Genomic DNA, 23,010 nt, shown 5'->3' with positions numbered 1-23,010 from the left:
CTGTCCCTGCCGTTCGTCACCACCCGGGAGAGTCACCCGTGAGCGTACCCACCGCCCACTCCGCACCGGCCGTACCGCCCGCCGACGAGGCGCCCGCGACCGGAGGAGCGCCGACGCGGGACGAGGGTTTCTGGGTCGAGCCGGGAGCGGCCGAGGCGCAGCCCTCCGCCGCCCCGCCCGCGGCCGAGGTACCGGCACAGCCTCAGCCCTCCGGCGAGACGGCCCCCACGCGGCCGACGGCCGACGAGGTCCCCGCACCGTCGTCCGGCGGCGAGATCCCCGCGCAGGCGGACGGCGACGACGTCCCGGTCGGCGTCGTGGACGAGCAAGTCGCGCGGGACGCACGCGAGTTCGGGGTGTACGCGCGCACCGGCGGCTGGGCCTTCGCGCTGAAGGTGGCGCGCAGTGTGCGTCCCGGCGGGGAACTGCCCGGCGAGACGGTGAAGGTGTCGGCGAAGCACTTCGCCGAGCTGGCCGGATGCTCGCCGGAGCGGGTCATGCGCTACTACAAGGCATGGGACAGGGCGGCCGACGACGGCATGGTCCCGCACTTCGAGGCACTGACCCCTGGCGCGGAGATCGACCTGCCGGACTCGGACGTGTGGCTGTCCTACTACAGCTCCCGCTCCAGCGCGACCTCCGACCGGGGCACCGCGATCACGGCGGCGGCCGAGGCCGAGGGCATCCGCCCGACCAAGGCGCTGGAGGTCGCCGAGAACCCCACCGCGCTGCGCGCCGCGATCCTCGCCGACCCCTCCACCGCGCAGGCGGCCCGCGCCGCGCTGCTGGACCGCCTCAAGGAGGACCCCTCCCTCCAGACCGAGCTGGCCCGCGACATCGCCCGCACCGACGAGCTGAAGAAGGCCGTCGCCAGCGAGACCCAGGCGGCCAGCCGCATCGGCTACGTGCGGCAGATCGTCGAGAACGGGCAGGTCAAAACCCCGGCCGGCCAGGTGATCGACGCCACCGCCGAGCTGCGCGCCGAGGCGGAACGGCACCTGTCCCTCATCGACGAGCTCGACGACGACGAGGACACCGGCGAGTGGGCGACGGAGGCCTACGACACCGTCAAGGAACTCGTCGTCCAGACCGTCGAGTCCGACCCCGAACTACGGGTCCAGGAGCGGCGGACCAAGTTCTACAGCAGCCTCCAGAAGGCGACCAAGGTCTTCGAGGAGCTGACCCTCGACGACGCCGTCGATCTCGACGCCATCTACGAGGACGACATGCTGCAGCGCCTGGAGGAGCTCCAGCAGGCGCTGAGCACCTGCATCGCCGCCCTGCGCAAGGCGTCACCGGGCGAATGACCGTCGGCTGACACCCTCCCGAGTCCCTGGTTCTCAGTCCCGAGGCCCCCTGCCGAGCAGGGGGCCTCGGCCGTGCTCCGGGGCCTCCCGGGCGTACGGGGAGAATGCCATTTGCCTCCGGCGCGTGTTACGTATAACCTCCCGGGAACCCCGAGCGACCCGAGAGGCCCCGATGAGACGCATTGCCCTGGTCACCCTCGTGGTCGACGACTACGACGAGGCGATCCGCTTCTACACCGAGGCGCTCGGCTTCACGCTCGTCGAGGACGAACCGAGGCCCGACGGCGGCCGCTGGGTCGTCGTCGAGCCCGGGAGCGAGGGGCAGGGCGGCGGACTGCTGCTGGCGCGGGCCAAGGGCGAGGCCCAGCGCGCCCGGATCGGCGACCAGACCGGCGGACGGGTGGGGTTCTTCCTGCACACCGACGACTTCGCCCGCGACCACGCCCGGATGCGGGCCGCGGGCGTCAGGTTCCTGGAGGAGCCGCGCCACGAGCCGTACGGCTCGGTCGCCGTCTTCGAGGACCTGTACGGCAACCGCTGGGACCTCCTCCAGCCCGCCACCGGCTGAACCGCCCCCCTCTCGACCCACCCCACCGCACCACCTGCCGAGGAACGAACGCCATGAGTGCTACGCGCATAGATGCCGATGTGATCCGCCGCCTGCCCAAGGCCGTCCTGCACGACCACCTCGACGGCGGTCTGCGCCCCGCCACGCTCGTGGAGCTCGCGGCGGAGGTCGGCCACACCCTCCCGGAGACCGACCCGGAGGGCCTCGCCGCCTGGTTCTACGAGGCGGCCAACTCCGGTGACCTGGTGCGGTACATAGCCACGTTCGAGCACACCCTCGCGGTGTTGCAGACCCGCGAGGGCCTGCTGCGCGCGGCCGAGGAGTACGTACTCGACCTGGCCGCGGACGGTGTCGTCTACGGCGAGGTCCGCTACGCCCCCGAGCTGAACGTCAACGGCGGGCTGACGATGGCGGAGGTCGTCGAGACCGTCCAGGAGGGCCTGGCCGCCGGCATGGCCAAGGCGGCGGCCCAGGGCACCCCGGTCCGTGTCGGCACGCTGCTGTGCGGGATGCGGATGTTCGACCGCGTCCGCGAGGCCGCCGACCTGGCCGTGGCCTTCCGGGACGCCGGCGTCGTCGGCTTCGACATCGCGGGCGCCGAGGACGGCTTCCCGCCCGCCGACCACCTGGCCGCCTTCGAGCACCTGCGCCGGGAGAGCGTCCCCTTCACCATCCACGCCGGCGAGGCCCACGGACTGCCCAGCATCCACCAGGCCCTCCAGGTCTGCGGCGCCCAGCGCATCGGGCACGGCGTGCGCATCACCGAGGACATCGTGGACGGCAAGCTGGGCCGGCTCGCGGGCTGGGTCCGCGATCGCCGTATCGCCCTGGAGATGTGCCCCACGTCCAACCTCCAGACCGGCGCGGCCACCTCCATCGCCGACCACCCGATCACGGCCCTGCGGGACCTCGGCTTCCGCGTCACCCTCAACACCGACAACCGGCTGGTGTCGGGGACGACGATGACCCGGGAGATGTCCCTGCTGGTCGAGGAGGCGGGCTGGAGCCTCGAGGACCTGCGCGCGGTCACGGTGAACGCGGTGAAGAGCGCCTTCATCCCGTTCGACGAGCGCAACGCCCTCATCGAGAACGTGGTACTCCCGGGCTACGCGGCGGCGTCCGACCGCTGAGCCGCCCTGACGGACCTTGTGGGTGGGGAAGGGAAGGGACAGGGGAACGGAGGGCCGGCCGGAGCGAGGCGACGCTCCGGCCGGCCGCGGTCGGCGATTCGCCTCTGCCGGGTGAGCTCTGCACGCCTGCTACGAACGGCTGGGCTTCAGGCACGTCCGCACTGAGGCACCCTCACATAGCGTACGGACCGGTCGCCGATGTCGGAAAGCCTCAATCTCCCGCGGGGGCGGCCCTCTCCAGAGCACGCTACGGCTTTCGTCGTCCATGTCGGAGCCGCCTGTGCGCTGCCAGTCCCCGTCCCTCGAAGTCGGGACGATCGCCGAACTCTATTCGCAACTCTCCGGAGTGCTGGCCGGGTTCGCGCTGGCGGCCGTGTTCATCGTCATCTCCCACTTTCTAGGCGAGGCCGCGCCGACCGGCCGCCGAGAACAAGCACTCGGCCAAGCGCTTCCCGCCCTCCTCGCCGCCCTGCTCGGGCTGGTCTTCAGCTCCCTGACCTACTGCGTCGTCGCGGCCGACGGACGCAACCCCGGCCGGGCGCTGTTCGAGCACGTCGTGGCCGGCGTCGGCTTCTCGGTCGCCGGAGCGCTGCTCATCCTCGCCGCCGTCCTGCTGATCGAGGGCGTGCTGCCGTACGACCCTGTCCACTATGCCCGGCGCCTGCTCGGGCAGTGTGCGCCCTTGCCGATCTTCGCGCTCCTGTGCGACGGGGCGTACGCCTACGGCAAGGCGTACTACGGAGGACGGCCCCCCGGCTGGCTGGGCGTGATGATCCTGGTGTTGCTGTCGTTGCTGCTCGTCGTTTCCGTCCTCGGGTCCGCCGCCTACGGCCGTCCGGGTTTGGACGGGATACGGGTGGCCGGCGGCGGGGCGGTTCGGGTGACGGCGGTGAGCGGGCTCTTGGCCGTGATCATCTGCCTGCTGAGCGTGGTGACGACGATGGGGGTTGCCGGGGAAGGCTGTTCGGTGCCCATCGGCGTCGTGGTCGCCGTGCTGCTCGGCGGATTCCTCACGGCTGTCGGGCTCTGCGTGTGGCTCTTCGTCACCCGCCCTGCCCGGCCCGTCGTCCCGGCCCCGGCCCCCAGGGCAGCGCCCGCCGGCCATGTCTGACCTGGAGCCGCAGACGCCGGCTTGGCAAGGGCTGCTGACGGCAGGTGCGCGCCAACGGCTCACTGGCAGACTGCGGGCCATGAAGCAGCCTGCCCATCTGCCTTTGACTCCGCGACCCGTGCCACCGCTCCGCGGTGACGAGTCAGTCATCGGCGTTCCGGACGTAACGGTGGTCGACTTCTGGCGGTTCGCCATGCCTGACCTTCGTATGAACAACACCCGCGGTCTGTTCGCCGAATTCCTGGTCCATCAGGCAGTCGGCTCCCATGAGCCCCGTGTGGAATGGGCCAGCCACGACGTCGAAACCGACGACGGACTGCGCATCGAAGTCAAGGCCGGCGCCTACCTGCAGGCCTGGGAGCAGCGCACGCCGTCTCCCATCCGCTTCAGTGGGCTCCGCGCTCGCACGTGGTCACCCGATCGCGGCTACTCGGAGGAGAAGTCGTACAACGCCGACGTCTACGTTTTCGCCGTTCAGGTCGCCCGTGAACACGCGGTCTACGAACCACTCGACACCGCTCAGTGGGAGTTCTATGTACTCTCCCGTCCAGTAGTAGCCACCCTGGACTCGGACAGCGTCAGTCTGAGCGCGGTTCGCGCGGCGGCTGGTCTGCCGGTGTCCTTTGCCGCCCTCAACGACCGCATCCGATCGACCGACCCTCGCCCCGGCATGGCTGGCGGCTGACGAGCGCCCGCCGACCGCGGCGGCCGTGCGGTGTCGGGGGCCCGGTCGGCGCGGAGGGCGTGAGTGAGGGTGAGGGGCGGGGCGAGGTCAGGGGCGGGCGAGCCAGGCTTCGACCTTCTCGGGGTTCGCGTCGATCCATTTTTCCACCGCGGCCTCGGGGGCATCTTGTCGAGGTCGAACACCGAAGAGTCGCAGGCCACCTTCGCCCGGTCCGCGTCGCAGCCCGGCGTGTGCTGGGGCAGTTCGATGTGGACCAGCGGTACCAGCGCGGCGTCCTGAGCCATGGCGGTGGGGAGCAGGGCCGCGCCCACGCCGGACAGGACCAGTGGCACGATCATCGCCCGGTGCGCGGTCTCCACCACGATTCGCGGTGCGACGCCCAGCGCGACGCACAAGTCGTCCACGGCCGCCCGGGTCTCGGTGCCCGGCGGTGTCACGATGAGATCCAGTGCGGCGAGCTCACGCGAGGTGATGGTGTCGCCGGCCGGATGCGGGTGGGCGGGCAGCACGATGTGCGTCTCAGTGTCTCCCGGTCCGCCGGGCGGGCGCCGCGTCGGCACCCGGGGCCGACGGGCGGAGCGCCTCGACGTCCTACGGTCCGAGCAGCCCCCGGACGTACGCCGCCTGGCCGGCGTGTTGGAGGTCGTCGGCCAGGACGCTGACCAGGCGTACGCCGAGGGTGACGGCCGGGGTCCATCGCTCGTCCACGACGCGGTCGAGGTCGTCGGGGGCGAGGCCCCGCACGTACTCCAGGGTCTGGGCGTGCACGGCGTCGAAGTAACCGGTCAGCAGGTCGACCGAGTCGACCCGTACCGCGGCGACCTGCGCCGGGCCGTGCCCGTAGCCCGTGTCCCGGGACGGCAGCGCGAGTCCGAAGCGTTTCTCCCAGCCCTGGGACAGCCAGACCTGGTCGAGCCCGGCGGCGTCGGCCACATGGTCGTCCTGGATCCGGGTGAGATGCCAGACCAGCCAGGCGACGGAGTTGGCCTCGGGTGCGGGGCGGTTGTGCAGTTGCGCCGGGGACAGGCCGTCCACGGCGGCGTGGACCTCCTGCTTGATCCGGGCGAACGCGTCGATGAGAACGTCCTTCACATCCATACGTCCACCATCGAGCATCGGGGCCGCGCCCGCACCGTCCCCGCCCCGCAGCGCCGGGCCCCGCAGCGCTGTTCCTGGTCAGTGGAGCTTGTTGACGGCGGTGGTCGTCGTCTTCTTGAAGGCCTTGACCGGTGCGTCCTTGAAGCCGCCCATCTGCCCCCAGTCCACGACCGTGACGGTCCTGCCGTCCCGGCCCACCGACAGGAGCCGGATGTCCATGGCACCCCAGGAGGTGACCGTGGCCACGCCGTGGACGTGGGCGCCCTCCTCGACGGGCAGCGACCCGAGGTCCCGGTACTCGGCCTCGACGTCCGGGTCGGAGGAGTCGCTCACACAGTCGCGGAAGTCCTTGTTCAGCCGCTTGGCGAGCGCCTTGGCCTTGCTGTCGCTGCCGGTGACGACGACCGTCTGCCTGGCACTGGTCTCCAGGTCCGTCCGGAAGGAGCGGTGGTTGACGTCGTACGCCAGGAACGCGTCTCCCAGGCAGTACTGGAGCTCCTCGGGGACGCCGTCCTCGATCCCGCCCGCCGTCCAGGAGGACGAGGGGTGCGGCGGCAGCTCGGACGCCGACAGGTACTTCGGTGCGCCGCCCGCCTTCGCGGCGGCGGCCGGAACGGCGCCGACGGCGAGTGCGGCGCCTGCGGTGAGGCCCGCCACGACGAGTGCGGTGAGCGTGCGGGCTCGGGTGTGCCTGGGCATGGGTGTCCCCCGTGAACGAGTACGTGAGATGCGTACGTGGATGAGTGAGTGGTGCCGCTTCGCCGCCGACGCCGGATGGTCCGTCCGGCCCTGGTCGGGGCGACACCAAGAGCATCGGCCGGCACCGGGAGTGAGCGCAACGGCGGACGGCGGATCCGCGGCCATGGAACCATCCCAGCCCTGCTGACGTGCATGCACGGGGAGTGCCTGGGATGCCGTCCCGGGACGGGGAGGACGTGGAGAACAGTGTCGGCAGTACCGGACGACGTGCGGGAGTTCGCGGCGGCGCTCACGCGTCTCAAGGAACGCACGGACCGCAGCTACGGGCAGTTGGCCCGCCGCCTCAACATGAACACCTCGACGCTGCACCGCTACTGCGCGGGCGACACCGTCCCGCTCGACTTCGCGCCCGTCGAACGCTTCGCCGCGCTCTGCGGAGCGACGGCGGAGGAACGGCTCGAACTGCACCGCCTGTGGCTACCGGCGGTGGCGGCACGGCAGCGGACGCGTACGGGTGGGGGAGGGGCCGGTACGCCAACGGCAGGGGCTGTTGGGCCTGTTGGGACTGTTGGTCCCGCCGAGCAGGCCGAGCCCGCCGAGTCGAGCGAATCCGCCGAGTCGGCCGAGCCCGCTGCCCCGGCCAAGTCCACGGACCCTGACCCCACCAAGTCCACTGCCCGGGTCGACCCCGTCGCGGCCGATGAGTCCGGCGGCACGCGCGCGTCGGCGCCCCCAGCCCGTCGCCCCTGGCACCGTCGTCGGCGCACCCTGGTCAGCGCGGCCGTCGTCGCGGTGCTCGTCGCGACCCTGGGCAGTCTCGCCGCGTTGCCGTCCGGCAGGCCCCCGGCCGACGCCGGCGCACAGGGGGGCGAACCGACGCCGTCCCGTACGACATCGGCGGCGCAGCGGCCGTCGACCGCTCCCACGAGCCCGAGCCCCACACCGGGCACCGGCGGCTCGAAGAGCCCTTCGGGCACACCCTCGCCCTCGCCCACCGAACCCGGGAGCGGTCCCTCGACGAAGGACGACGACACCGCCGAGCGGAAGCCCGCCGCCACCGGCGTGCCCCTCACCTGGACGGTGAACTCCCAGCTCTGGGCCCTCGGTTGCGGTCATGACTACGTTGTCGCCAAACCGCCCGAGGAGGTGCCCCCGCCACCGGCGCCGCAGGACGCGGAGGTCTGGGCCGCGACGCAGCGGGGGGTGCACGGCCGGAACACGATCGTGGAGATCACGGTCCAGGGGCGGAAGTCCACGGCCGTCGTCCTGAACGCGCTGCGGGTCCGCGTCGTCGGGCGCACGACTCCCGTCGAGGGCAACTCCTACGTGATGGGCGGGGGCTGCGGCGGACGGGTCACGCCCCGGTACTTCGACGTGGACCTGGACAAGGACCGGCCGATCGCCCGCTCGGTGGACGGCGCCGACCTGGACGTACGGATCCCCGCCGTGCGCTTTCCGTACAGTGTGTCGGCCACGGACCCGGAGGTGCTGAAGGTCTCCGCCGAGACCGCGACCTGTGACTGCAGCTGGTATCTGGAGCTGGACTGGTCCTCCGAGGGCCGTACCGGCACGGTCCGGATCGACGACGGCGGCAGCCCGTTCCGCACGACCGCGGTCAAGGGACTGCCGCGCTACGAGTACGACACCGAGAACCGCCGGTGGACGCCCGTCACGGGCTGACCTCGGGACACCCCGGCGGCGGGTCGAGAAGCCCCATCAGGGCGCGCGCCGCCGGGCTCATGGCCTGCGGGGGCGGCAGCAGGGCGACCGTCTCGTACACGGTCCCGCCGGCGCCCTCGACGTCGAGCGCGACGAGCGAGTCGCGCTTGTGCCGGAAGTGGCGCGGGACGACGGCGACGCAGAGGTTCTCCTCGACGAGTTCCAGCAGGCTGTGCACGTCGTTGACCTCCAGGGCGACCGTCCGGCGGACCCCGGCGGCGGCGAACACCGCGTCGGTGGTCCGGCGCGGGCCCCAGTCCGGGTGGAAGTCGACGAAGACCTCGCCGCCCAGCTCCTCCGGGGTCACCGCGGAGCCCGCGGCGGCGAGGTGATGGCTGGGATGGCACAGGACCGTCATCGGCTCTCCGGACAGCGGGACGACCCGCAGCTGGTCGGTGTCCTTCTGCGCGGCGCGCACGGCGAACGCCAGGTCGAGGCGGCCGCTTGCGACCTCCTCGGCCAGCGCGCCCGAGCCCGCCTGCCGCAGACAGATCTCCACATCCGGGTGGCGGCGGCGGAACGAGGCCAGCAGCCCCGCGACGTTCAGTCCGGCCACACACTGCTCGAACCCCACTGCCAGCATGCCCCGCAGCACGCCCTGCACGGCGGCCACCGCCTCCCGCGCCGACCGCACCTGCGCGAGGATCCGCTCCGCCTCGCTCAGCAGTGCCCGCCCGGCGGGGGTGAGCGTCACCCGGCGGGTCGTCCGCACGAACAGCGGTGTCTGCAGCTCGCGCTCCAGGGCCCGTACGGAGGCGGACAGGCCCGACTGGGAGACCAGCAGCCGTTCGGCGGCCCGGGTGAAGTGCTCCTCCTCGGCGACCGCGACGAAGTGCTGGAGATGACGGAGTTCCATGACTGAGAAGCGTAGGCGCTGAATCTGATCGGATTCTTCTGTTGGACCAATGCCCCCAGGTCGCGAAAGAGTGGACACCGGTTCTCAGGGACCCTGGTCCCCCCGTGCCAACCCCTCAGGAGTCGCGTTGTACACCGCACACCCCGACCGCTACGCGGACATGCCCTACCGGCGCACCGGACGCAGCGGCCTCAAGCTTCCCGCGCTCTCGCTCGGCCTGTGGCACAACTTCGGCCCCGACCGTTCCGTCGAGACGCAGCGCGGGATCCTGCGCCGCGCCTTCGACCTGGGTGTCACCCACTTCGACCTCGCCAACAACTACGGCCCGCCGCCCGGCTCCGCCGAATCCGCCCTCGGCGAGGCCCTCAAGGCCGACTTCGCCCCGTACCGCGACGAGCTGGTCATCTCCACCAAGGCCGGCTATCTGATGTGGCCCGGCCCGTACGGCGAGTGGGGTTCCCGCAAGTACGTGCTCTCCTCGCTCGACCAGAGCCTGAAGCGCATGGGCCTCGACTACGTCGACATCTTCTACTCGCACCGCCCCGACCCTCAGACTCCGCTGGAGGAGACGATGGGCGCGCTGCACACCGCGGTCCAGCAGGGCAAGGCGCTGTACGTCGGCGTCTCCAACTACTCCGCCGAGCAGACCCGCGAGGCCGCCCGCATCCTCGGCGAGCTGGGCACCCCGCTCCTGATCCACCAGCCGCGCTACTCGATGCTCGACCGGCGCCCCGAGAGCGAGGGCCTGCTCGACGTCCTCGACGAACTGCAGGTCGGCTCCATCGTCTTCTCCCCGCTGGAGCAGGGCCTGCTGACCTCCCGCTACCTCGACGGCATCCCGGAGGGTTCCCGCGCGGCGAGCGACAGCCCCTTCCTCAACTCCGACTCCGTGACCGAGGACCTGGTGGGCAGGCTGCGCGCGCTGGACGAGGTCGCCAAGTCGCGTGGCCAGACCCTGGCCCAGCTCGCGCTGGCCTGGACGCTGCGCGGCGGCCGGGTCACCTCCGCCCTCGTCGGCGCGAGCAGCGCCCGCCAGATCGAGGACAGCGTCGGCGCCATCGCCCGCCTCGACTTCGAGGCGGACGAGCTGGCACGCATCGACGCCATCATCGAGGGCAAGGGCTAGCCCCCTCGTCCGCCTCGGTCATCTGCGGGCGCGTGGGGGCTGGTCGCGCAGTTCCCCGCGCCCCTGAAAAGCAGGGGCTGCGCCCCGTGCTTTTCGGCCCGAAGGGCCGTAGGCCCGCACCCCGCCCCCCGAAGCTCTCCCTCGCTCCCCTTCTCGCACTCCTGTCCGTTGAACACTCCGCCGAGGCCATGCGTAGGGGACGGAGGCGATCGGGTCCGGAGCTGCCCTCCGCTCCCCATGCCCCCAGAACCCCCGCTCAGCGGGCCCTTCGCAGTGTTTCGGCCAACCGCGCCCTCGCATATGCCAGGAGACTGGCCGAATTGGCATGGTGACAGAGGGTCAGGAGTGGCGATACTCGACTGACAGGGCGATTGAGTCATGAACGAACGCGCACCCATGCGCGCTCTTCACGTCACTGTGCGTGACGTTCTCGTCGCCGGAGGTGCACGACCAGCAAGTCTGCGAGGCGAGAGCAAGTCCGCGCGGCGTGTCGGGCCGCGCGGGGTCGGCGGTGCGATCGGGGGAGCGAAGCGTGCACGACGAATTCCTGTGCCATGTCACCGCGTACGGCTGGTGCGGCGGTCAGCGCGTCGGCGTGCCCCTCGGTACCTATCGCGCCCCCACCCTGGCGCTGGCGCTGTGGTGGATGCGCGACCGTGCGTTATGGATCGCCGAACGCCTCGATCCGCGACCCGAGAACCCGAACTTCCCCCCGAACGCGGTCGTCCCGGTCGCCGACACCGTACCCGACGTACCGAGCCAGCTGCGCGCCTGGTCCGCCGACGACGCTCAACAGGGCTTGGTCGCCGAGGAGTTGGCCGCCGGAAATCTGGTGCGGATCGCCACCAACGACGACACCACGGAGTACGAACTGCTCGCGGAGTCCGTCGACGCCGTCCGCATGCAGCGCATCGCCCAGAGAATCGCCGCCCCCGCCGCCTGAGCGGGAGGGCCCGCCCGCCGGGCCTCGCTGAAGCGGCCGGGCGCGCATATCGGGACGCATCGGTAGAATTTTCGGCATGGCAGAGCGGTCGATTGCGTCGACTGCGCCCGCACTCGTGCTGGAGACCGAGTCGGGCTCCACCGTGCTGGCCCCGTCCCACGCCTACCACGTGGGCCGCGACCCGCTCAGCGACGTCGTTCTCGACGACGACCGGGTCTCGTGGCACCACGCGGTGCTCCGCGCCGAGGCCGGCCACTGGACCATCGAGGACGAGAACAGCACCAACGGCACGTACGCCGACGGCCACCGCGTCCACGAGTGGGACGTCGGCCCCGGCACGGTCATCCACTTCGGGAGCCTCCCCGACGGCCCCCGCGCGGTGGTCACCGGCCTCGCCCCCGAAGGGCCCTCCGGCATCCACCGCCCCGCCTCCACCGGCACCTTCCGACAGCCCACCAGCGTCCACCCGCTGCCCGAGCGGACCGTCCACATCGGCCGCGCCGCCGACAACGACCTGGTCATCGACGACCTCGTCGTCTCCCGCCGGCACGCCGAGCTACGGGCGCGGCCGGAGGGCACGTACGAGATCGTCGACCTCGGCAGCCACAACGGCACCTACCTCAACGGCACCCCCGTCGACCGGGCCCCGGTCACTCCCGGTGACATCGTCGGCATCGGTCACTCCGCGTTCTGCCTGGTCGGCGACGAACTCCAGGAGTACGTCGACACCGGGGAGGTCTCCCTCGACGTCCAGGAACTCACCGTCGCCGTCGACCGCGGCCGGAAGACGCTGCTCGACGGGGTGTCGTTTCCGGTCGGCGAGAAATGCCTCCTCGCCGTCGTCGGCCCGAGCGGTGCCGGCAAGTCCACCCTCCTGAACGCCCTCACCGGCCAGCGCCCCGCCGACAGCGGCAGCGTCCTCTACGACGGCCGCGACCTCTACCGCGACTACGCCGAACTGCGCCAGCGCATCGGCCTGGTCCCGCAGGACGACATCCTGCACGCCCAGCTGACCGTGCGCAGAGCCCTGTCCTACGCCGCCGAACTCCGCTTCCCCCAGGACACGGCCAAGGCCGAACGGCAGGCCCGCGTCGACGAGGTGATCCGCGAACTGGGACTGGAACAGCGGGCGGGCCAGCCCATCCACAGCCTCTCCGGCGGCCAGCGCAAGCGCGTCAGCGTCGCCCTGGAACTCCTGACGAAACCCTCCCTGCTCTTCCTGGACGAACCGACCTCCGGGCTCGACCCCGGCATGGACCGCTCCGTGATGCACATGCTGCGCGGCCTCGCCGACGACGGACGCACCGTCATCGTCGTCACCCACAGTGTCCTGAGCCTCGACGTCTGCGACCGCCTCCTCGTCCTCGCGCCCGGCGGCCGGGTCGCCTACTACGGCCCCCCGGAGGATGCCCTCGCCTTCTTCGGCTTCGAGCAGTGGCCGGAGGCGTTCGAGGCCTTCGAACGGGATCAGGAGCGGGACTGGGCGGGGGAGTACCGCGACTCGCCCTTCCAGCGGCAGTACGTCACCGCCGCGATGGGGCAGCCGTACCAGCCCGACGCGGAGCCGGTCGACGTGGCGCCGCCGCCCAAGCCGCAGAGCTGGGGCGCCCAACTGGGCACCCTGGTCCGCCGGTACGCGGCCGCGCTCGGCGCCGACCGCACCTTCCTCGCCATCATGATCGCGCTGCCGTTCGTGATGGGCGCGATGGCCAGGGCCCTCGCGGGCGGCACCCTGGACCGGGAGACGGCCATGAACGCGCTGCTCATCCTGTGTGTGGGCGGGGTGCTGACGGGGGCCGCGAACGCCGTGCGCGAACTCGTCAAGGAACGGGTGATCTACCAGCGCGAACGGGCGGTGGGCCTGTCCAGATCGGCGTACCTGATGTCCAAGGTCGTCGTCCTCGGCACGGTCACCGTCCTCCAGGCGATCGTCCTCACCCTGGTCGCGCTGCTGGGCGTCGACCTCAGCGCCCCCGGCGGCGAAGGGGTGTTGCTGCCGCCGCTGGTCGAGATCACGATCGCCGTGGCGCTGCTCGCCTTCACCGCGATGATGCTGGGCCTGGTCGTCTCCGCGCTGGTCCGCAAGGAGGAGGTCACCATGCCGCTGCTGGTGCTCCTCGCGATCGTGCAGGTCGTGTTCTGCGGCGCCCTGCTGGACGTGCGCGGCACCATCGTCCTCGAACAGCTGGCGTGGCTGGTGCCGTCGCGGTGGGCGTTCGCCGCGATGGCCGGCACGATCGACCTGGAACGGATCGTCCCCGACACCTCGGACCCGCTGTTCGCGCACTCGGCGGGCGTATGGCTGCTCGACCTGGGGATGCTCGTCGTCCTGTCGCTGCTCTGCGGCTGGGCCGTCGCCCGGTTGCTGCGCCGCCGTGAGCCCGCGGTGATGCGGAAGTGACGGCATGACGACCACCGGCTTCCTGCCCACCCATGTCGTCCCGCCGGGCGGCCTGTCCGCCTGGGAGAGCCCCGACCCGGCCCACCCGACCGTGGCCCTCGACGCGCTGCTGCCGGTCCAGCTGCTGGAGCGGCGCGGCGACTGGGCCCATGTCCTGTGCGCCAACGGCTGGTCCGCCTGGGTCGACGGCCGGCTCCTCGTCGCCGTACCGCAGGACCCGCCCGCCGCCGGAGCCGTACCCGCCCGGACGGCCGACCCGCGTCCGCTGCTCGCCCGGGCCGAGGAGGCACTGACGCGCTACCGCACCGAGGCGGAGGCCCTGGCCGCCGGACACCGCGACGGGGAGTCGTTCCGCGAACGTACGAAGGGGCTGCGGATCGGGGTCGTCGTCGACGGCGAGTCGCTGTGGCTGTTCGACGCGGCGCACGAGCGGTGGGTGTACTGCGACGGGACGCGGCTGAGCACGTTCGCCGCGGTGGAGGAACCACGCGAGACCCCGGCCGCCCCCCGCTTCGCACCGGCCGCCGCCCCCGCCCCGACACCGGAACCGACGAGGATCGTGGGGGAGCCGGCACGCGAACCGGAGGACCGGCGACCGACCGACTCCGGGCCAGGCGGCACCACCAGGCCGACCGATCGGGAGCCGGCGGATCGCGGGGCGGGCGAGGACGAACCCACGCGGGTGGTCCCGCCGGTGAGCCGTGATGAGTGAGGGACAGCCGTACGCGGGGCGCCCCTCCGAGCTGATCGGGCGGCGGATCGCCGGCTACCGGGTCGAGCGTGAGATCGGGCGGGGCGGTATGGCCGTCGTCTACCAGGCGAGGGACCTGCGACTGGAGCGGACGGTCGCGCTGAAGCTGCTCGCCCCGGAATTGGCCCGCAACGACACCTTCCGGCGCCGTTTCACCCACGAGTCACGGGTCGCTGCCGCGATCGACCACCCCCACATCGTGCCGGTCTTCGAGGCGGGCGAGACCGACGGCGTCCTCTACATCGCCATGCGGTACGTCGCCGGCAGCGATCTGCGGCACCTCCTGGACCGGGAGGGCCCGCTGCCCGTCCAGACCGCGACCCGGATCGCCGCCCAGGTCGCCTCCGCGCTCGACGCGGCGCACGACCACGGCCTGGTGCACCGGGATGTGAAGCCCGGCAACATCCTGGTCGCGCGGGGCACGGACAGCGACCACCCCGAGCACGTCTATCTCACCGACTTCGGCCTGACGAAGAAGTCGCTGTCCCTGACCGGCTTCACCACCGTCGGCCAGTTCGTCGGAACGCTCGACTACGTGGCCCCGGAGCAGATCTCGGGCAAACCGGTCGACGGCCGCTGCGACGTCTACAGCCTCGCCTGCGTCGTCCACGAGACACTCGCCGGGCGGCCGCCGTTCCAACGGGACGACGACATGGCCCTGCTGTGGGCCCACCAGTACGACCAGCCGCCCCCGCTGACCGGGACGCGCCCCGATCTGCCACCCGCGGTGGATGACGTGATGGCGACGGCGCTGGCCAAGTCCCCGGACGACCGGTACGACTCCTGCCTCTCCTTCGTGGCCGCGCTCCGCGCGGCCGACACGGCACGGGGCTTCCCGCCGGGGCACGCGCCGACCCGGGCGGTCCCGCCGACCGCCTCCGGACCGCCCGACGCCCCGCCCGAACCACCCCGGTGGGCCGCGCCGGTGTTCATCCGGTCCGGCCGTCACCCCGGCTGACGTCGAGCCGCTCGACGTGGGCCACGTTCTCCCGGTCGTCGGCGTCCGAGCCGGCCTCGGCGGCGAACCAGGCGTCCAGGATCTCCTTGAGCAGCGGCTCGGAGGTCAGCCGCAGCCCGATCGCCAGCACATTGGCGTCGTTCCACCGCCGGGCGCCGTCGGCCGTGTAGGCGTCCGTGCACAGCGCCGCCCGTACGCCCGGCACCTTGTTCGCGGCGATCGACGCGCCCGTGCCGGTCCAGCAGCACACGACGGCCTGGTCGGACGCGCCGGAGGCGACCTCGCGCGCCGCCGCCTCCGAGCAGACGGCCCACCGGGCGTCGTCCCCTTCGCGCAGCGCGCCGTGCGGCACGACGTCGTGGCCCCGGGCGCGCAACTCCGCGAGGAGGAGACGCGCGACGGGCTCGTCCATGTCCGAGGAGACGGAGATCCGCATGCCCCCGAGGCTACCCGGGCGCGCGGACCCGGCTACGGGCGCGGCCACGGCTTTCCGGCCAACCGCTCGATGCTCGTGTTGAACCGCTTCAGATAGTCGGCGAACCCGGCGATGTCCTCGTCGGACCAGCCCTCCAGGACCAGGGCGAGCGTACGGACGTTGCCCTCCCGCTCCTCGTCGAGCCGGCGTTCGCCCTCCTCGGTGATGCGGAACTTCCGTGCCACCCCGCCCTCGGGGTCGAGCGTGTGCTCGACCAGTCCGGCCCGCAACGCGGCGGCGGTCTGCCGGCGCAGGGTGGAGGCGTCCAGGCCGAAGGCGTCGCTCAGCTCGCTGATCGACATCGGCCCCTCGATCCGGATACGGCTGAGGAGGATGTAGGCGCTGCGCTCCAGCGTGGAGTCCTTGCGGCGCCCCTTGCTCTTGCTCAGGTGCTGGTAGCGCCCGAGCAGCATGTTCTCGTACTCGACCCGGCGCGTCGGCTCTTCCACGGTCGCCTACCTCCTCGTTGCGGACTCCGCCAGGGCCGATCTTTCCATCCCGTCGGGCCCGCACCGTCCGGGCCGGACGGCCACCCACGTGCATCATGCATGGTGCGTGTCTCATGCACATCACGTGTGCCGTGCATGGTGCAGGTATGCTGCACGCCAGGTGCATGACCTATGCCCGGTCACCGGTTCATCGCACGGAGGAATCCCTTGACGGCCAACCCCCCGACCGCCGCCCGCCCGGGTGGTGTCATCGCGACGCTGGCACTCGCCGGAATCGTCGCCGCGATCATGCAGACACTGGTGACACCGCTGCTCACCGAGCTGCCCACGATCCTCGACACCAGCGCCGCCAACGCCTCCTGGGTGATCACCGCGACGCTGCTGACGGGAGCGGTCTTCGGCCCGATCGGCGGGCGCCTCGGCGATCTGTACGGCAAGCGCCGCATGCTCCTGGTGTGCTGCGCCCCGCTGATCATCGGCTCGGTGGTCTGCGCGCTGTCCTCGTCCGTCGTGCCGATGATCGTGGGCCGCGGGCTGCAGGGCATCGGCATGGGGGTGGTGCCGCTCGGCATCAGCCTGCTGCGTGACGTCATCGCGCGGGAGAGGCTCAGCGGCTCCATCGCCCTGGTCAGCGCCTCCCTCGGGATCGGCGCCGGTCTGGGCCTGCCGATCGCCGCCGCGGTCGCCCAGTACGCCAGCTGGCGTGTGCTGTTCTGGGGCGCCGCCGGTCTGGCCGTCGCGGTCACCGCCATGGTCTGGTTCCTCGTCCCCGAGACCCCGGCGGGAGCCAAGGGGCAGCGCTTCGACTTCGTCGGCGCCCTCGGTCTCGGCGGCGGTGTGGTGTGCCTGCTGCTCGCCGTGTCCAAGGGCGCGGACTGGGGCTGGGGTTCGGCGACCACGCTGAGCCTGTTCGTCGGCGCCGCCGTGCTGCTGCTGTCCTGGGGCCTGTGGGAACTGCGCACCCGCGAGCCGCTGGTGGACCTGCGCACCACCGCGCACCCGCGCGTGCTGCTCACCAACGTCGCCTCGGTCCTCGTCGGCTTCGGCATGTACGCCCAGTCGCTGATCACTCCGCAGCTGCTGAGGTTGCCTGAAGCCACCGGCTACGGGCTGGGCCAGTCGATGCTGGCGATGGCGCTGTGGATGGCTCCGGCCGGGCTGATGATGATGGCGCTCTCCCCGCTGGGCGGAAAGCTCACCAACGCCCGTGGCCCCAAGTTCACCCTGGTCACCGGCTCGCTGGTGATCTCCGCCGGCTACGGCCTCGCGCTGGTGCTGATGGGCTCCACCTGGGGTCTGCTGGTCGTCTCCCTCGTCGTCAGCTCCGGCGTCGGCCTCGCCTACGGGGCCATGCCCGCGCTGATCATGAGCACGGTGCCGCTGTCCGAGACCGCCTCCGCCAACAGCTTCAACACGCTGATGCGGGCCCTCGGCACCTCCACCGCGGCGGCCGTGGTCGGTGTGGTGCTCGCCCAGATGACCACCACGCTCGGCGGCTTCAGTCTTCCCTCGGAGGCCGGCTTCCGGACCGGTCTGATGATCGGCTGCGGTGCCGCTCTGGTCGCCGCGGCGGTCGCCGTGTTCATCCCCGGGGCACGGGCAGCCACCGACTCCGGCCCGGAGCCGGACGAGCGGGAGGCGAGCACGGCGGAGGCGTCGACCTCTGCCCCCTGACGGGACGAGGGCGGCTGGAGGGACGGCTCGGGCGGTCGCGGCGCGGCTCTCCTCGGCGTGGATCTCCGCGCGGTCGCCCGCCGCCCGCGTGATCCCCGCGCGGTCGGCCGCCGCGCGCCTGTCCGGTGCGGTCAGCCGGTCCGGCGCAGCAGGGTGGACAGGGCGAGGCGGGACGAGACGCCGAGTTTGCGGTAGACGCGGAACAGGTGGGTCTCCACCGTTCGCGGGCTGAGGAAGAGCCGCTCGGCGATGTCGCGGGTGCGCAGCCCCTCCGCCGCGAGTTCGGCGATCTCGCGTTCGCGGCCGCTGAGCAGTCCCAGCGCGTGGGCCGCCGGGTCGCTGCCGGACAGTGCGGCGCGCAGCTCCTCCACCCGCTCCCGTACGAGCGAAGCCCCGTAGGAACGGGCGACCGTCTCGGCGACGTCCAACTGCCGCAGGGCCTCGGTCAGGCCCTCGGCCTCGGCGCACGACGGGGCGCCGACCGCCAGCGTCCACGCGTACTGCACCGGCATGTCGGCGGCCCGGAACGCCCGCGCGGCCAGAGTGAAGAGTTTGGCCGCCGCGTCGTGTTCGCCGTCGGCGGCGTGGAGCCGGGCGCGGGCCTCGTGCACATACGCCTCCTGCACCGGCAGTCCGAGCCGGCCGACCTCCACCTCGGCGGCCTGCACCAGATGGTGGGCCTTGTCGCGGTCCCCGCACTCCAGCGCGGCCGTGGCCGACAGGGCGAGGAGGAACGGGCGGGAGAACGGGCGCACCAGGGGCAGCCGCTCGTCGCCCACGCCCTCCAGCAGGGTGCGCCGGCATCCGGCGGCGTCACCGGCGAGCAGCCGTGCCTGCGCGAGCAGCCCCGTCGCCGAGGTGGCCCACCAGCTCTGGCCGGGCGGGGTGACCGTGGTCGCGTCCTCGACCAGGGCCACGGCCTCGGCGGCGTGGCTCCGGCCACGGGACCAGACGAGCGCCGTCGCACGCATCGCCCGCGCCAGGGTGACCGCGCCCTCGGCGCCGATGGCGCGGGCCAGGCTCTCGACCTGTCGGGTCCGCCGCTCGGAGGCGTCCAGCCGGCCGGTCCACTGCTCGACCATGGCGAGGGCCAGCAGCCGGTGCATCAGGATGGGCCGCCCCGCGTCCGAGTCCGCCGTCTCCAGCCCCCGGCCCAGATGCCGTGCCGCGTCCGCGAACCGTTCCAGGTAGAGCTCGGCGCATCCCAGCAGGGCGAGCGTCTCCGGTGTACGTCCGGCGAGCGGGTCGGGCAGGGCGTCCAGCAGCCGGGCGCAGTCGGTGACCTCGGGGCCCGCCTCGTCGATGTCCCCGGCGTGGGTGGCGCACAGGGCGGACAGGACGCGGAGCACGGTGCGGTCCGCGCGGTCCGCTCCGCCGGCCGCCCGCGCGGCCTCCCGGAGCAAGGTCCGTGCCTGCTCGTGGGTGCCGCGGACGACATGGATCAGGCCGTACTCGATGGCGAGGCGGACCGCCTCGGCCGGCAGTGGGTCGGGCAGCGGCCGGGGCAGCAGGCCGAGCGCGGCCCCCACGACGGCCGTCGCCTCCTTGTACCGGCCGAGCTGCCGCTCGGCGTCGGCCCAGACGGTGTGGGCCTGGAGCGTCTGGCTGTCGGTGAGCTCCGCCCGGGGGTCGCCCAGCAGTTCATGGGCGCGGGCACGTGCCTCCTCCGGCTGCCCGGAGGCGATCAGGGCGCGGCAGCAGGCGAGTTCGAGGGCGGTCCGGGCGTCGCGGTCACCTTCGCGGTCGGGGATGGTCTCCAGGGCCAGGCGGAACCAGCGGGCCGCGGTCGCCGGTGTGCGTGCGGCGATCTCGGCGGCTCCCTCGGCCAGCGTGCGGGCGGCGTCGACGCCCTCGGTGCCCAGGAGGTGTTCGGCGTGGCGGGCCCGTTCGGCGGCCCGGCCGCCGCGGGCGGTGACCAGGTCCAGGGCGCGGTGGTGGGCGCGCAGCCGGACCGACGACCCGGCCCGCTCGTACGCGACGTGGCCGACGACGGGGTGACGGAACCGCAGGCCCCCGCTCCAGTCGGCCGGTCGGACCAGGTCCGCGCGCTCCAGCTCGGCGAGCACGTCCAGGGTGGGGTCCAGGCCCAGCCCGGAGACCTGGGCCACGTCCTGCGGGCGGAACGGTGAGCCGAGCACGGCAGCCGCCGCCATCGCCGTCGCGGCCGGGGGTGTCAGCGCGTCGAGTTCGGCGATCAGCGGCTTCGCCTCGCGGAGCAGCCCGTCCATGTCGGTCCCCGGCCGGTCGGGCCAGCGGCCGGGGCGCCAGCCCGCCGCGACGAGCAGGCGCAGATGGCGCGGGTTCCCCTCCGCGGCGGCGCACACCTGACCCGCGAACTCCCGCAGCGCGGCGGGTTCGTGCGTGTGCGGCGCGGTACTCGCGGACGCGTGCGGGCCGGTGAGCAGGGCGGCAGCCGCCTCCGCGTCGAGCGGGCCCGGTTCGATCCGCGTCACGGTGCCGGCCCGGACCCCGTCCTCCAGCGCCTCCCGCAGCTCGGGCGGGGTCTGCCGGGGCCGGTGGGCGAGCGCGAGCACGAACGGTCCGGACACCACGGAGCGGACCAGCCGGACGAGCGCCGCCGTCGACACGGGATCGCACCAGTGCACGTCGTCCAGCACCAGGACACCACCGGCGGCCCAGCGGGCGGGCCGGCCGCGGAACTCGGCGAACGCTCTGCCCCCACCGCCCGTCGGCCTGGGGAAGCCCCGCCGAGCCTCGAAGGCGTCACGGAACACCTGGAGCGGGGTCGCGCCGCCGCGCACGGCATGGGCCCGGGCGAGCGGGAGCCGCCGGCGTGCCGCCAGGTCCACGAGGGCCGTCGCGAGACGGGTCTTGCCGATGCCCGGCTCGCCGGTGATCTCCACCACCGATCCCCGGCCGTTCCCCAACGCCTCGACGACCTGCGCGAGCCGCGCTAGTTCGGCCTCCCGCGCGACGGGGAGCCCTCCGGTCTCCGGTACGGGCACCGCGCTCATGAGTGCCGTTCCCCCTCCGCGTACGGTCCGGCATTCCCCGGCTCACTCCGGGTTCGGGGAATCCTCGGGGCAACCCTACAGAAGTAAAAGAGGGTGATCCGCTTGTGTGACCGGGGGTGGTGCGGTCAGGGCGAGGCGGGCGGATCCAGGGGACGGACGACGATCGACCACGGTCCGTCGGAGCGGGCGTAGAGGAGGCAGGGGCCGGTGAGCGGGGCTTCGCCGTGCCAGGGGCCCACATGGTTGGCCAACTCGTCGAGGAAGCCGGTGCCGTCGGGTTCGAAGGTGTCGACGAGGAAGTATCCGCCGTCGTCCGCGCGCGGATCGCCCTCGTACCGGAGCGTCGCGATCCCCGGCCCTCCGGTGTGGCGCAGCACGTCCGAGGCGGGACGCCGTGTGTGCCCCTCACAGGGCAGCGCGCTCGACAGCGGGCTCACGTCGACCGTCCAGGGTCCGTCCGCCTGGACGCGGAGCGCCCGCACCGGCCGGTCGTCGGCGTTCACCAGGGCCCGGCAGGAGAAGGGGCCGTCGGTGTAGACGAGTTGACTCTGCGAGTGCAGCCTGCCGTCCAGGGCGTCCACGACGAAGTGCCCGTTCCCCGCGTGCGTGATGTCGAGGATGACCGGCCCCGTCCCGGTGGTCAGCCGGATGACCTCGTCGCCGTCGCCACCGATCCGCTGGAGCGACGGGCCGCCCGCGGTGAGCAGCGGGGGCGCGTGCCGGGGCGGCTCGTCGCTCTTGCCGACGCCGGGGGACGGCACCGGGCCGGAGGGCGGCACCACGGGGGCCTGTCGGCGCGCACGGTCGCGTCGGAACCACTTCATGGAGCCCCCCTGGTGACGTCTGCGCACAGTATTGGGCGTCCGGGACTCCGCGTACACAACGAGGGCCGCACTTCGCCAACCGGCTTCGCGGCGTGGGGGATTGTGGTGTTCATCATTGTTTGCGGGGGAGCGCGGTCCGACCGGCATCGTCCTCGTGCCGACCGGGCATGGTGAGGAGGGCGGAACGTGCCCGGGGCAGGCAGGTGCGCGACGACGGGGTCGTGTGCGTGCCCACGGCGCCGCCCGAGCCGTCCTTGGTGAAGGTTGTCCACGCGTGATGCGCACGGGTGGTGCGTGAAGAGGGGGAGTCATGGTGCCGCCGGTCGTGCCCGAGGACATTCTGTCGCAGCCGATGCTGAGTCCGCTGACGCCCGCCGCCGTCTTCCTGGTCGTCGGCGTCGTCCCCGGCGGCGAGCCGACGGCCCGTGGGGTGCTGGCCGGACTCGCCGGTCTGGAACGGGCGGTGGGCTTCTCCAGCCCCGACGGCGCCCTGGGCTGTGTCGCCGGGATCGGCGCCGACGCCTGGGACCGGCTCTTCGGCACGCCCCGCCCGGCCGCCCTGCACCCCTTCCCGCAGCTGGACGGCCCCCGGCACCGGGCCGTGTCCACCCCGGGCGACCTGCTCTTCCACATCCGGGCGACCCGCGTGGACCTCTGTTTCGCGCTGGCCGCCGAGATCATGCGGCAACTGCGCGGCGCGGTCACCCTGGAGGACGAGGTGCAGGCCTTCGCTTACTTCGACTCCCGCAACCTCCTCGGCTTCGTCGACGGCACGGAGAACCCGGTCGGGCGCGTCGCCGCCGACGCCGCGCTGGTCGGTGACGAGGACCCCGGTTTCCGGGGTGGCAGCTATGTGCTCGTGCAGAAGTACCTGCACGACGTGGAGTCCTGGGAGAAGCTCCCCGTCGAGGCCCAGGAGAAGGTCATCGGCCGGACCAAACTGACCAACCTGGAGCTGGACGTGGAGGGTTCGCACGTCGACGTCAACACCCTCCTCGGCCCGGACGGCACGGAACAGCGCATACTGCGCGCCGCCATGCCGTTCGGCAGGCCCGGGCAGGGCGAGTTCGGCACGTACTTCATCGCCTACGCCCGCGACCCCTCGGTCCCCGAGGCGATGTTGCGGCGGATGTTCCTCGGCGAACCGCCGAACGGTCACGACCCGATCCTGGACTTCTCCCGGGCCGTGACCGGAACCATGTTCTTCGTGCCGTCGGCGGACTTCCTGCGCACCATCCCGGCCCGGCGCCCGCCGGTCTGA

General features: G+C 72.6%; 20 protein-coding genes and 1 pseudogene. 13 read left to right on the top strand and 8 right to left on the bottom strand.

Features of this window, described 5'->3' with window-relative positions; translation table 11 throughout:
- Positions 1–38: 38 nt before the first annotated feature.
- From PUR53_RS14740 to PUR53_RS14720, 5 genes are all read left to right on the top strand, one after another.
- Positions 39–1,307 carry a hypothetical protein gene (locus PUR53_RS14740; protein ID WP_329908522.1) on the top strand — a complete coding sequence of 423 codons (1,269 nt, stop codon included), beginning with the start codon at positions 39–41 and terminating at the stop codon, positions 1,305–1,307.
- A 172-nt stretch (positions 1,308–1,479) separates the two neighbouring features.
- Positions 1,480–1,875, top strand: a complete 396-nt coding sequence (locus tag PUR53_RS14735; protein ID WP_329908521.1) for a VOC family protein — start codon at positions 1,480–1,482, stop codon at positions 1,873–1,875.
- Positions 1,876–1,928: 53 nt separating this feature from the next.
- Positions 1,929–3,005: an adenosine deaminase gene (locus PUR53_RS14730; RefSeq protein ID WP_329908520.1), complete on the top strand. Its 1,077-nt coding sequence runs from the start codon at positions 1,929–1,931 to the stop codon at positions 3,003–3,005.
- A 265-nt stretch (positions 3,006–3,270) separates the two neighbouring features.
- Positions 3,271–4,116 carry a hypothetical protein gene (locus PUR53_RS14725; protein ID WP_329900930.1) on the top strand — a complete coding sequence of 282 codons (846 nt, stop codon included), beginning with the start codon at positions 3,271–3,273 and terminating at the stop codon, positions 4,114–4,116.
- A 79-nt stretch (positions 4,117–4,195) separates the two neighbouring features.
- A complete protein-coding gene (locus tag PUR53_RS14720) occupies positions 4,196–4,801 on the top strand; it encodes a hypothetical protein (RefSeq protein ID WP_329901078.1) in 606 nt (201 codons plus the stop codon).
- A gap of 284 nt (positions 4,802–5,085) precedes the next feature.
- Here PUR53_RS14720 and PUR53_RS14715 read toward each other — a convergent pair.
- From PUR53_RS14715 to PUR53_RS14705, 3 genes and pseudogenes are all read right to left on the bottom strand, one after another.
- A pseudogene (locus PUR53_RS14715) lies at positions 5,086–5,310 on the bottom strand (LysR family transcriptional regulator substrate-binding protein); the annotation flags it as partial.
- 82 nt (positions 5,311–5,392) lie between these two features.
- Complete coding sequence (locus tag PUR53_RS14710; RefSeq protein ID WP_329900929.1) at positions 5,393–5,899, bottom strand: mycothiol transferase; 507 nt, start codon at positions 5,897–5,899, stop codon at positions 5,393–5,395.
- Between the two features lie 78 nt (positions 5,900–5,977).
- The gene (locus PUR53_RS14705; RefSeq protein ID WP_329908519.1) at positions 5,978–6,598 is read right to left on the bottom strand and encodes a hypothetical protein; all 621 of its coding nucleotides are present in this window, start codon (positions 6,596–6,598) and stop codon (positions 5,978–5,980) included.
- A gap of 246 nt (positions 6,599–6,844) precedes the next feature.
- Here PUR53_RS14705 and PUR53_RS14700 point away from each other — a divergent pair, with 246 nt between their 5' ends.
- A complete protein-coding gene (locus tag PUR53_RS14700; RefSeq protein ID WP_329908518.1) occupies positions 6,845–8,278 on the top strand; it encodes a helix-turn-helix domain-containing protein in 1,434 nt (477 codons plus the stop codon).
- Here the strand turns inward: PUR53_RS14700 and PUR53_RS14695 are convergent.
- The gene (locus tag PUR53_RS14695; RefSeq protein ID WP_329900926.1) at positions 8,268–9,173 is read right to left on the bottom strand and encodes a LysR family transcriptional regulator; all 906 of its coding nucleotides are present in this window, start codon (positions 9,171–9,173) and stop codon (positions 8,268–8,270) included. The two genes, PUR53_RS14700 and PUR53_RS14695, sit on opposite strands and share 11 nt — an antisense overlap.
- Positions 9,174–9,300: 127 nt before the next feature.
- Here PUR53_RS14695 and mgrA point away from each other — a divergent pair, with 127 nt between their 5' ends.
- From mgrA to PUR53_RS14670, 5 genes are all read left to right on the top strand, one after another.
- Positions 9,301–10,299, top strand: coding sequence for an L-glyceraldehyde 3-phosphate reductase (mgrA, locus tag PUR53_RS14690; protein ID WP_329908517.1), 999 nt, complete (start codon positions 9,301–9,303; stop codon positions 10,297–10,299).
- 532 nt (positions 10,300–10,831) lie between these two features.
- The gene (locus PUR53_RS14685) at positions 10,832–11,242 is read left to right on the top strand and encodes a hypothetical protein (RefSeq protein WP_329908516.1); all 411 of its coding nucleotides are present in this window, start codon (positions 10,832–10,834) and stop codon (positions 11,240–11,242) included.
- 76 nt (positions 11,243–11,318) lie between these two features.
- Entirely contained in the window at positions 11,319–13,643 is a 2,325-nt protein-coding gene (locus PUR53_RS14680) for an FHA domain-containing protein (protein ID WP_329900923.1), read from the top strand.
- Positions 13,644–13,647: 4 nt separating this feature from the next.
- Positions 13,648–14,355, top strand: a complete 708-nt coding sequence (locus tag PUR53_RS14675) for a hypothetical protein (protein ID WP_329900922.1) — start codon at positions 13,648–13,650, stop codon at positions 14,353–14,355.
- Positions 14,348–15,352: a serine/threonine-protein kinase gene (locus PUR53_RS14670; protein WP_329908515.1), complete on the top strand. Its 1,005-nt coding sequence runs from the start codon at positions 14,348–14,350 to the stop codon at positions 15,350–15,352. Before PUR53_RS14675 ends, PUR53_RS14670 begins: the two co-directional genes overlap by 8 nt.
- Here PUR53_RS14670 and PUR53_RS14665 read toward each other — a convergent pair.
- Together PUR53_RS14665 and PUR53_RS14660 are read right to left on the bottom strand one after the other, a co-directional pair.
- Positions 15,324–15,788: an RpiB/LacA/LacB family sugar-phosphate isomerase gene (locus PUR53_RS14665; protein ID WP_329900920.1), complete on the bottom strand. Its 465-nt coding sequence runs from the start codon at positions 15,786–15,788 to the stop codon at positions 15,324–15,326. The two genes, PUR53_RS14670 and PUR53_RS14665, sit on opposite strands and share 29 nt — an antisense overlap.
- 32 nt (positions 15,789–15,820) lie before the next feature.
- Positions 15,821–16,276: a MarR family winged helix-turn-helix transcriptional regulator gene (locus tag PUR53_RS14660; protein WP_329900919.1), complete on the bottom strand. Its 456-nt coding sequence runs from the start codon at positions 16,274–16,276 to the stop codon at positions 15,821–15,823.
- Positions 16,277–16,483: 207 nt separating this feature from the next.
- Here PUR53_RS14660 and PUR53_RS14655 point away from each other — a divergent pair, with 207 nt between their 5' ends.
- Entirely contained in the window at positions 16,484–17,950 is a 1,467-nt protein-coding gene (locus PUR53_RS14655) for an MFS transporter (protein WP_329908514.1), read from the top strand.
- 131 nt (positions 17,951–18,081) lie between these two features.
- Here the strand turns inward: PUR53_RS14655 and PUR53_RS14650 are convergent, their stop codons facing one another.
- Together PUR53_RS14650 and PUR53_RS14645 are read right to left on the bottom strand one after the other, a co-directional pair.
- Complete coding sequence (locus tag PUR53_RS14650) at positions 18,082–20,925, bottom strand: helix-turn-helix transcriptional regulator (RefSeq protein WP_329908513.1); 2,844 nt, start codon at positions 20,923–20,925, stop codon at positions 18,082–18,084.
- A 125-nt stretch (positions 20,926–21,050) separates the two neighbouring features.
- Complete coding sequence (locus PUR53_RS14645) at positions 21,051–21,749, bottom strand: hypothetical protein (protein ID WP_329908512.1); 699 nt, start codon at positions 21,747–21,749, stop codon at positions 21,051–21,053.
- Positions 21,750–22,059: 310 nt separating this feature from the next.
- Between PUR53_RS14645 and PUR53_RS14640 the strand changes: the two genes are divergently transcribed.
- Entirely contained in the window at positions 22,060–23,010 is a 951-nt protein-coding gene (locus tag PUR53_RS14640) for a Dyp-type peroxidase (RefSeq protein ID WP_329900915.1), read from the top strand.

This window comes from Streptomyces sp. SP18BB07 (assembly GCF_036322545.1).
GTDB classification, from domain to species: domain Bacteria; phylum Actinomycetota; class Actinomycetes; order Streptomycetales; family Streptomycetaceae; genus Streptomyces; species Streptomyces deccanensis.
The sequence above is the reverse complement of the archived record's forward strand: the minus strand, read 5'-3'. Positions and strand labels throughout refer to the sequence as shown.

Bases quoted from the DNA above. Each gene is read 5' to 3' on its own strand.
- PUR53_RS14735 (WP_329908521.1), top strand. From the start codon at position 1,480: ATGAGACGCATTGCCCTGGTCACCCTCGTGGTCGACGACTACGACGAG.
- PUR53_RS14730 (WP_329908520.1), top strand. From the start codon at position 1,929: ATGAGTGCTACGCGCATAGATGCCGATGTGATCCGCCGCCTGCCCAAG.
- PUR53_RS14725 (WP_329900930.1), top strand. From the start codon at position 3,271: ATGTCGGAGCCGCCTGTGCGCTGCCAGTCCCCGTCCCTCGAAGTCGGG.
- PUR53_RS14720 (WP_329901078.1), top strand. From the start codon at position 4,196: ATGAAGCAGCCTGCCCATCTGCCTTTGACTCCGCGACCCGTGCCACCG.
- PUR53_RS14710 (WP_329900929.1), bottom strand. From the start codon at position 5,899: ATGGATGTGAAGGACGTTCTCATCGACGCGTTCGCCCGGATCAAGCAG.
- PUR53_RS14705 (WP_329908519.1), bottom strand. From the start codon at position 6,598: ATGCCCAGGCACACCCGAGCCCGCACGCTCACCGCACTCGTCGTGGCG.
- PUR53_RS14695 (WP_329900926.1), bottom strand. From the start codon at position 9,173: ATGGAACTCCGTCATCTCCAGCACTTCGTCGCGGTCGCCGAGGAGGAG.
- PUR53_RS14680 (WP_329900923.1), top strand. From the start codon at position 11,319: ATGGCAGAGCGGTCGATTGCGTCGACTGCGCCCGCACTCGTGCTGGAG.
- PUR53_RS14675 (WP_329900922.1), top strand. From the start codon at position 13,648: ATGACGACCACCGGCTTCCTGCCCACCCATGTCGTCCCGCCGGGCGGC.
- PUR53_RS14670 (WP_329908515.1), top strand. From the start codon at position 14,348: ATGAGTGAGGGACAGCCGTACGCGGGGCGCCCCTCCGAGCTGATCGGG.
- PUR53_RS14665 (WP_329900920.1), bottom strand. From the start codon at position 15,788: ATGCGGATCTCCGTCTCCTCGGACATGGACGAGCCCGTCGCGCGTCTC.
- PUR53_RS14650 (WP_329908513.1), bottom strand. From the start codon at position 20,925: ATGAGCGCGGTGCCCGTACCGGAGACCGGAGGGCTCCCCGTCGCGCGG.
- PUR53_RS14645 (WP_329908512.1), bottom strand. From the start codon at position 21,749: ATGAAGTGGTTCCGACGCGACCGTGCGCGCCGACAGGCCCCCGTGGTG.
- PUR53_RS14640 (WP_329900915.1), top strand. From the start codon at position 22,060: ATGGTGCCGCCGGTCGTGCCCGAGGACATTCTGTCGCAGCCGATGCTG.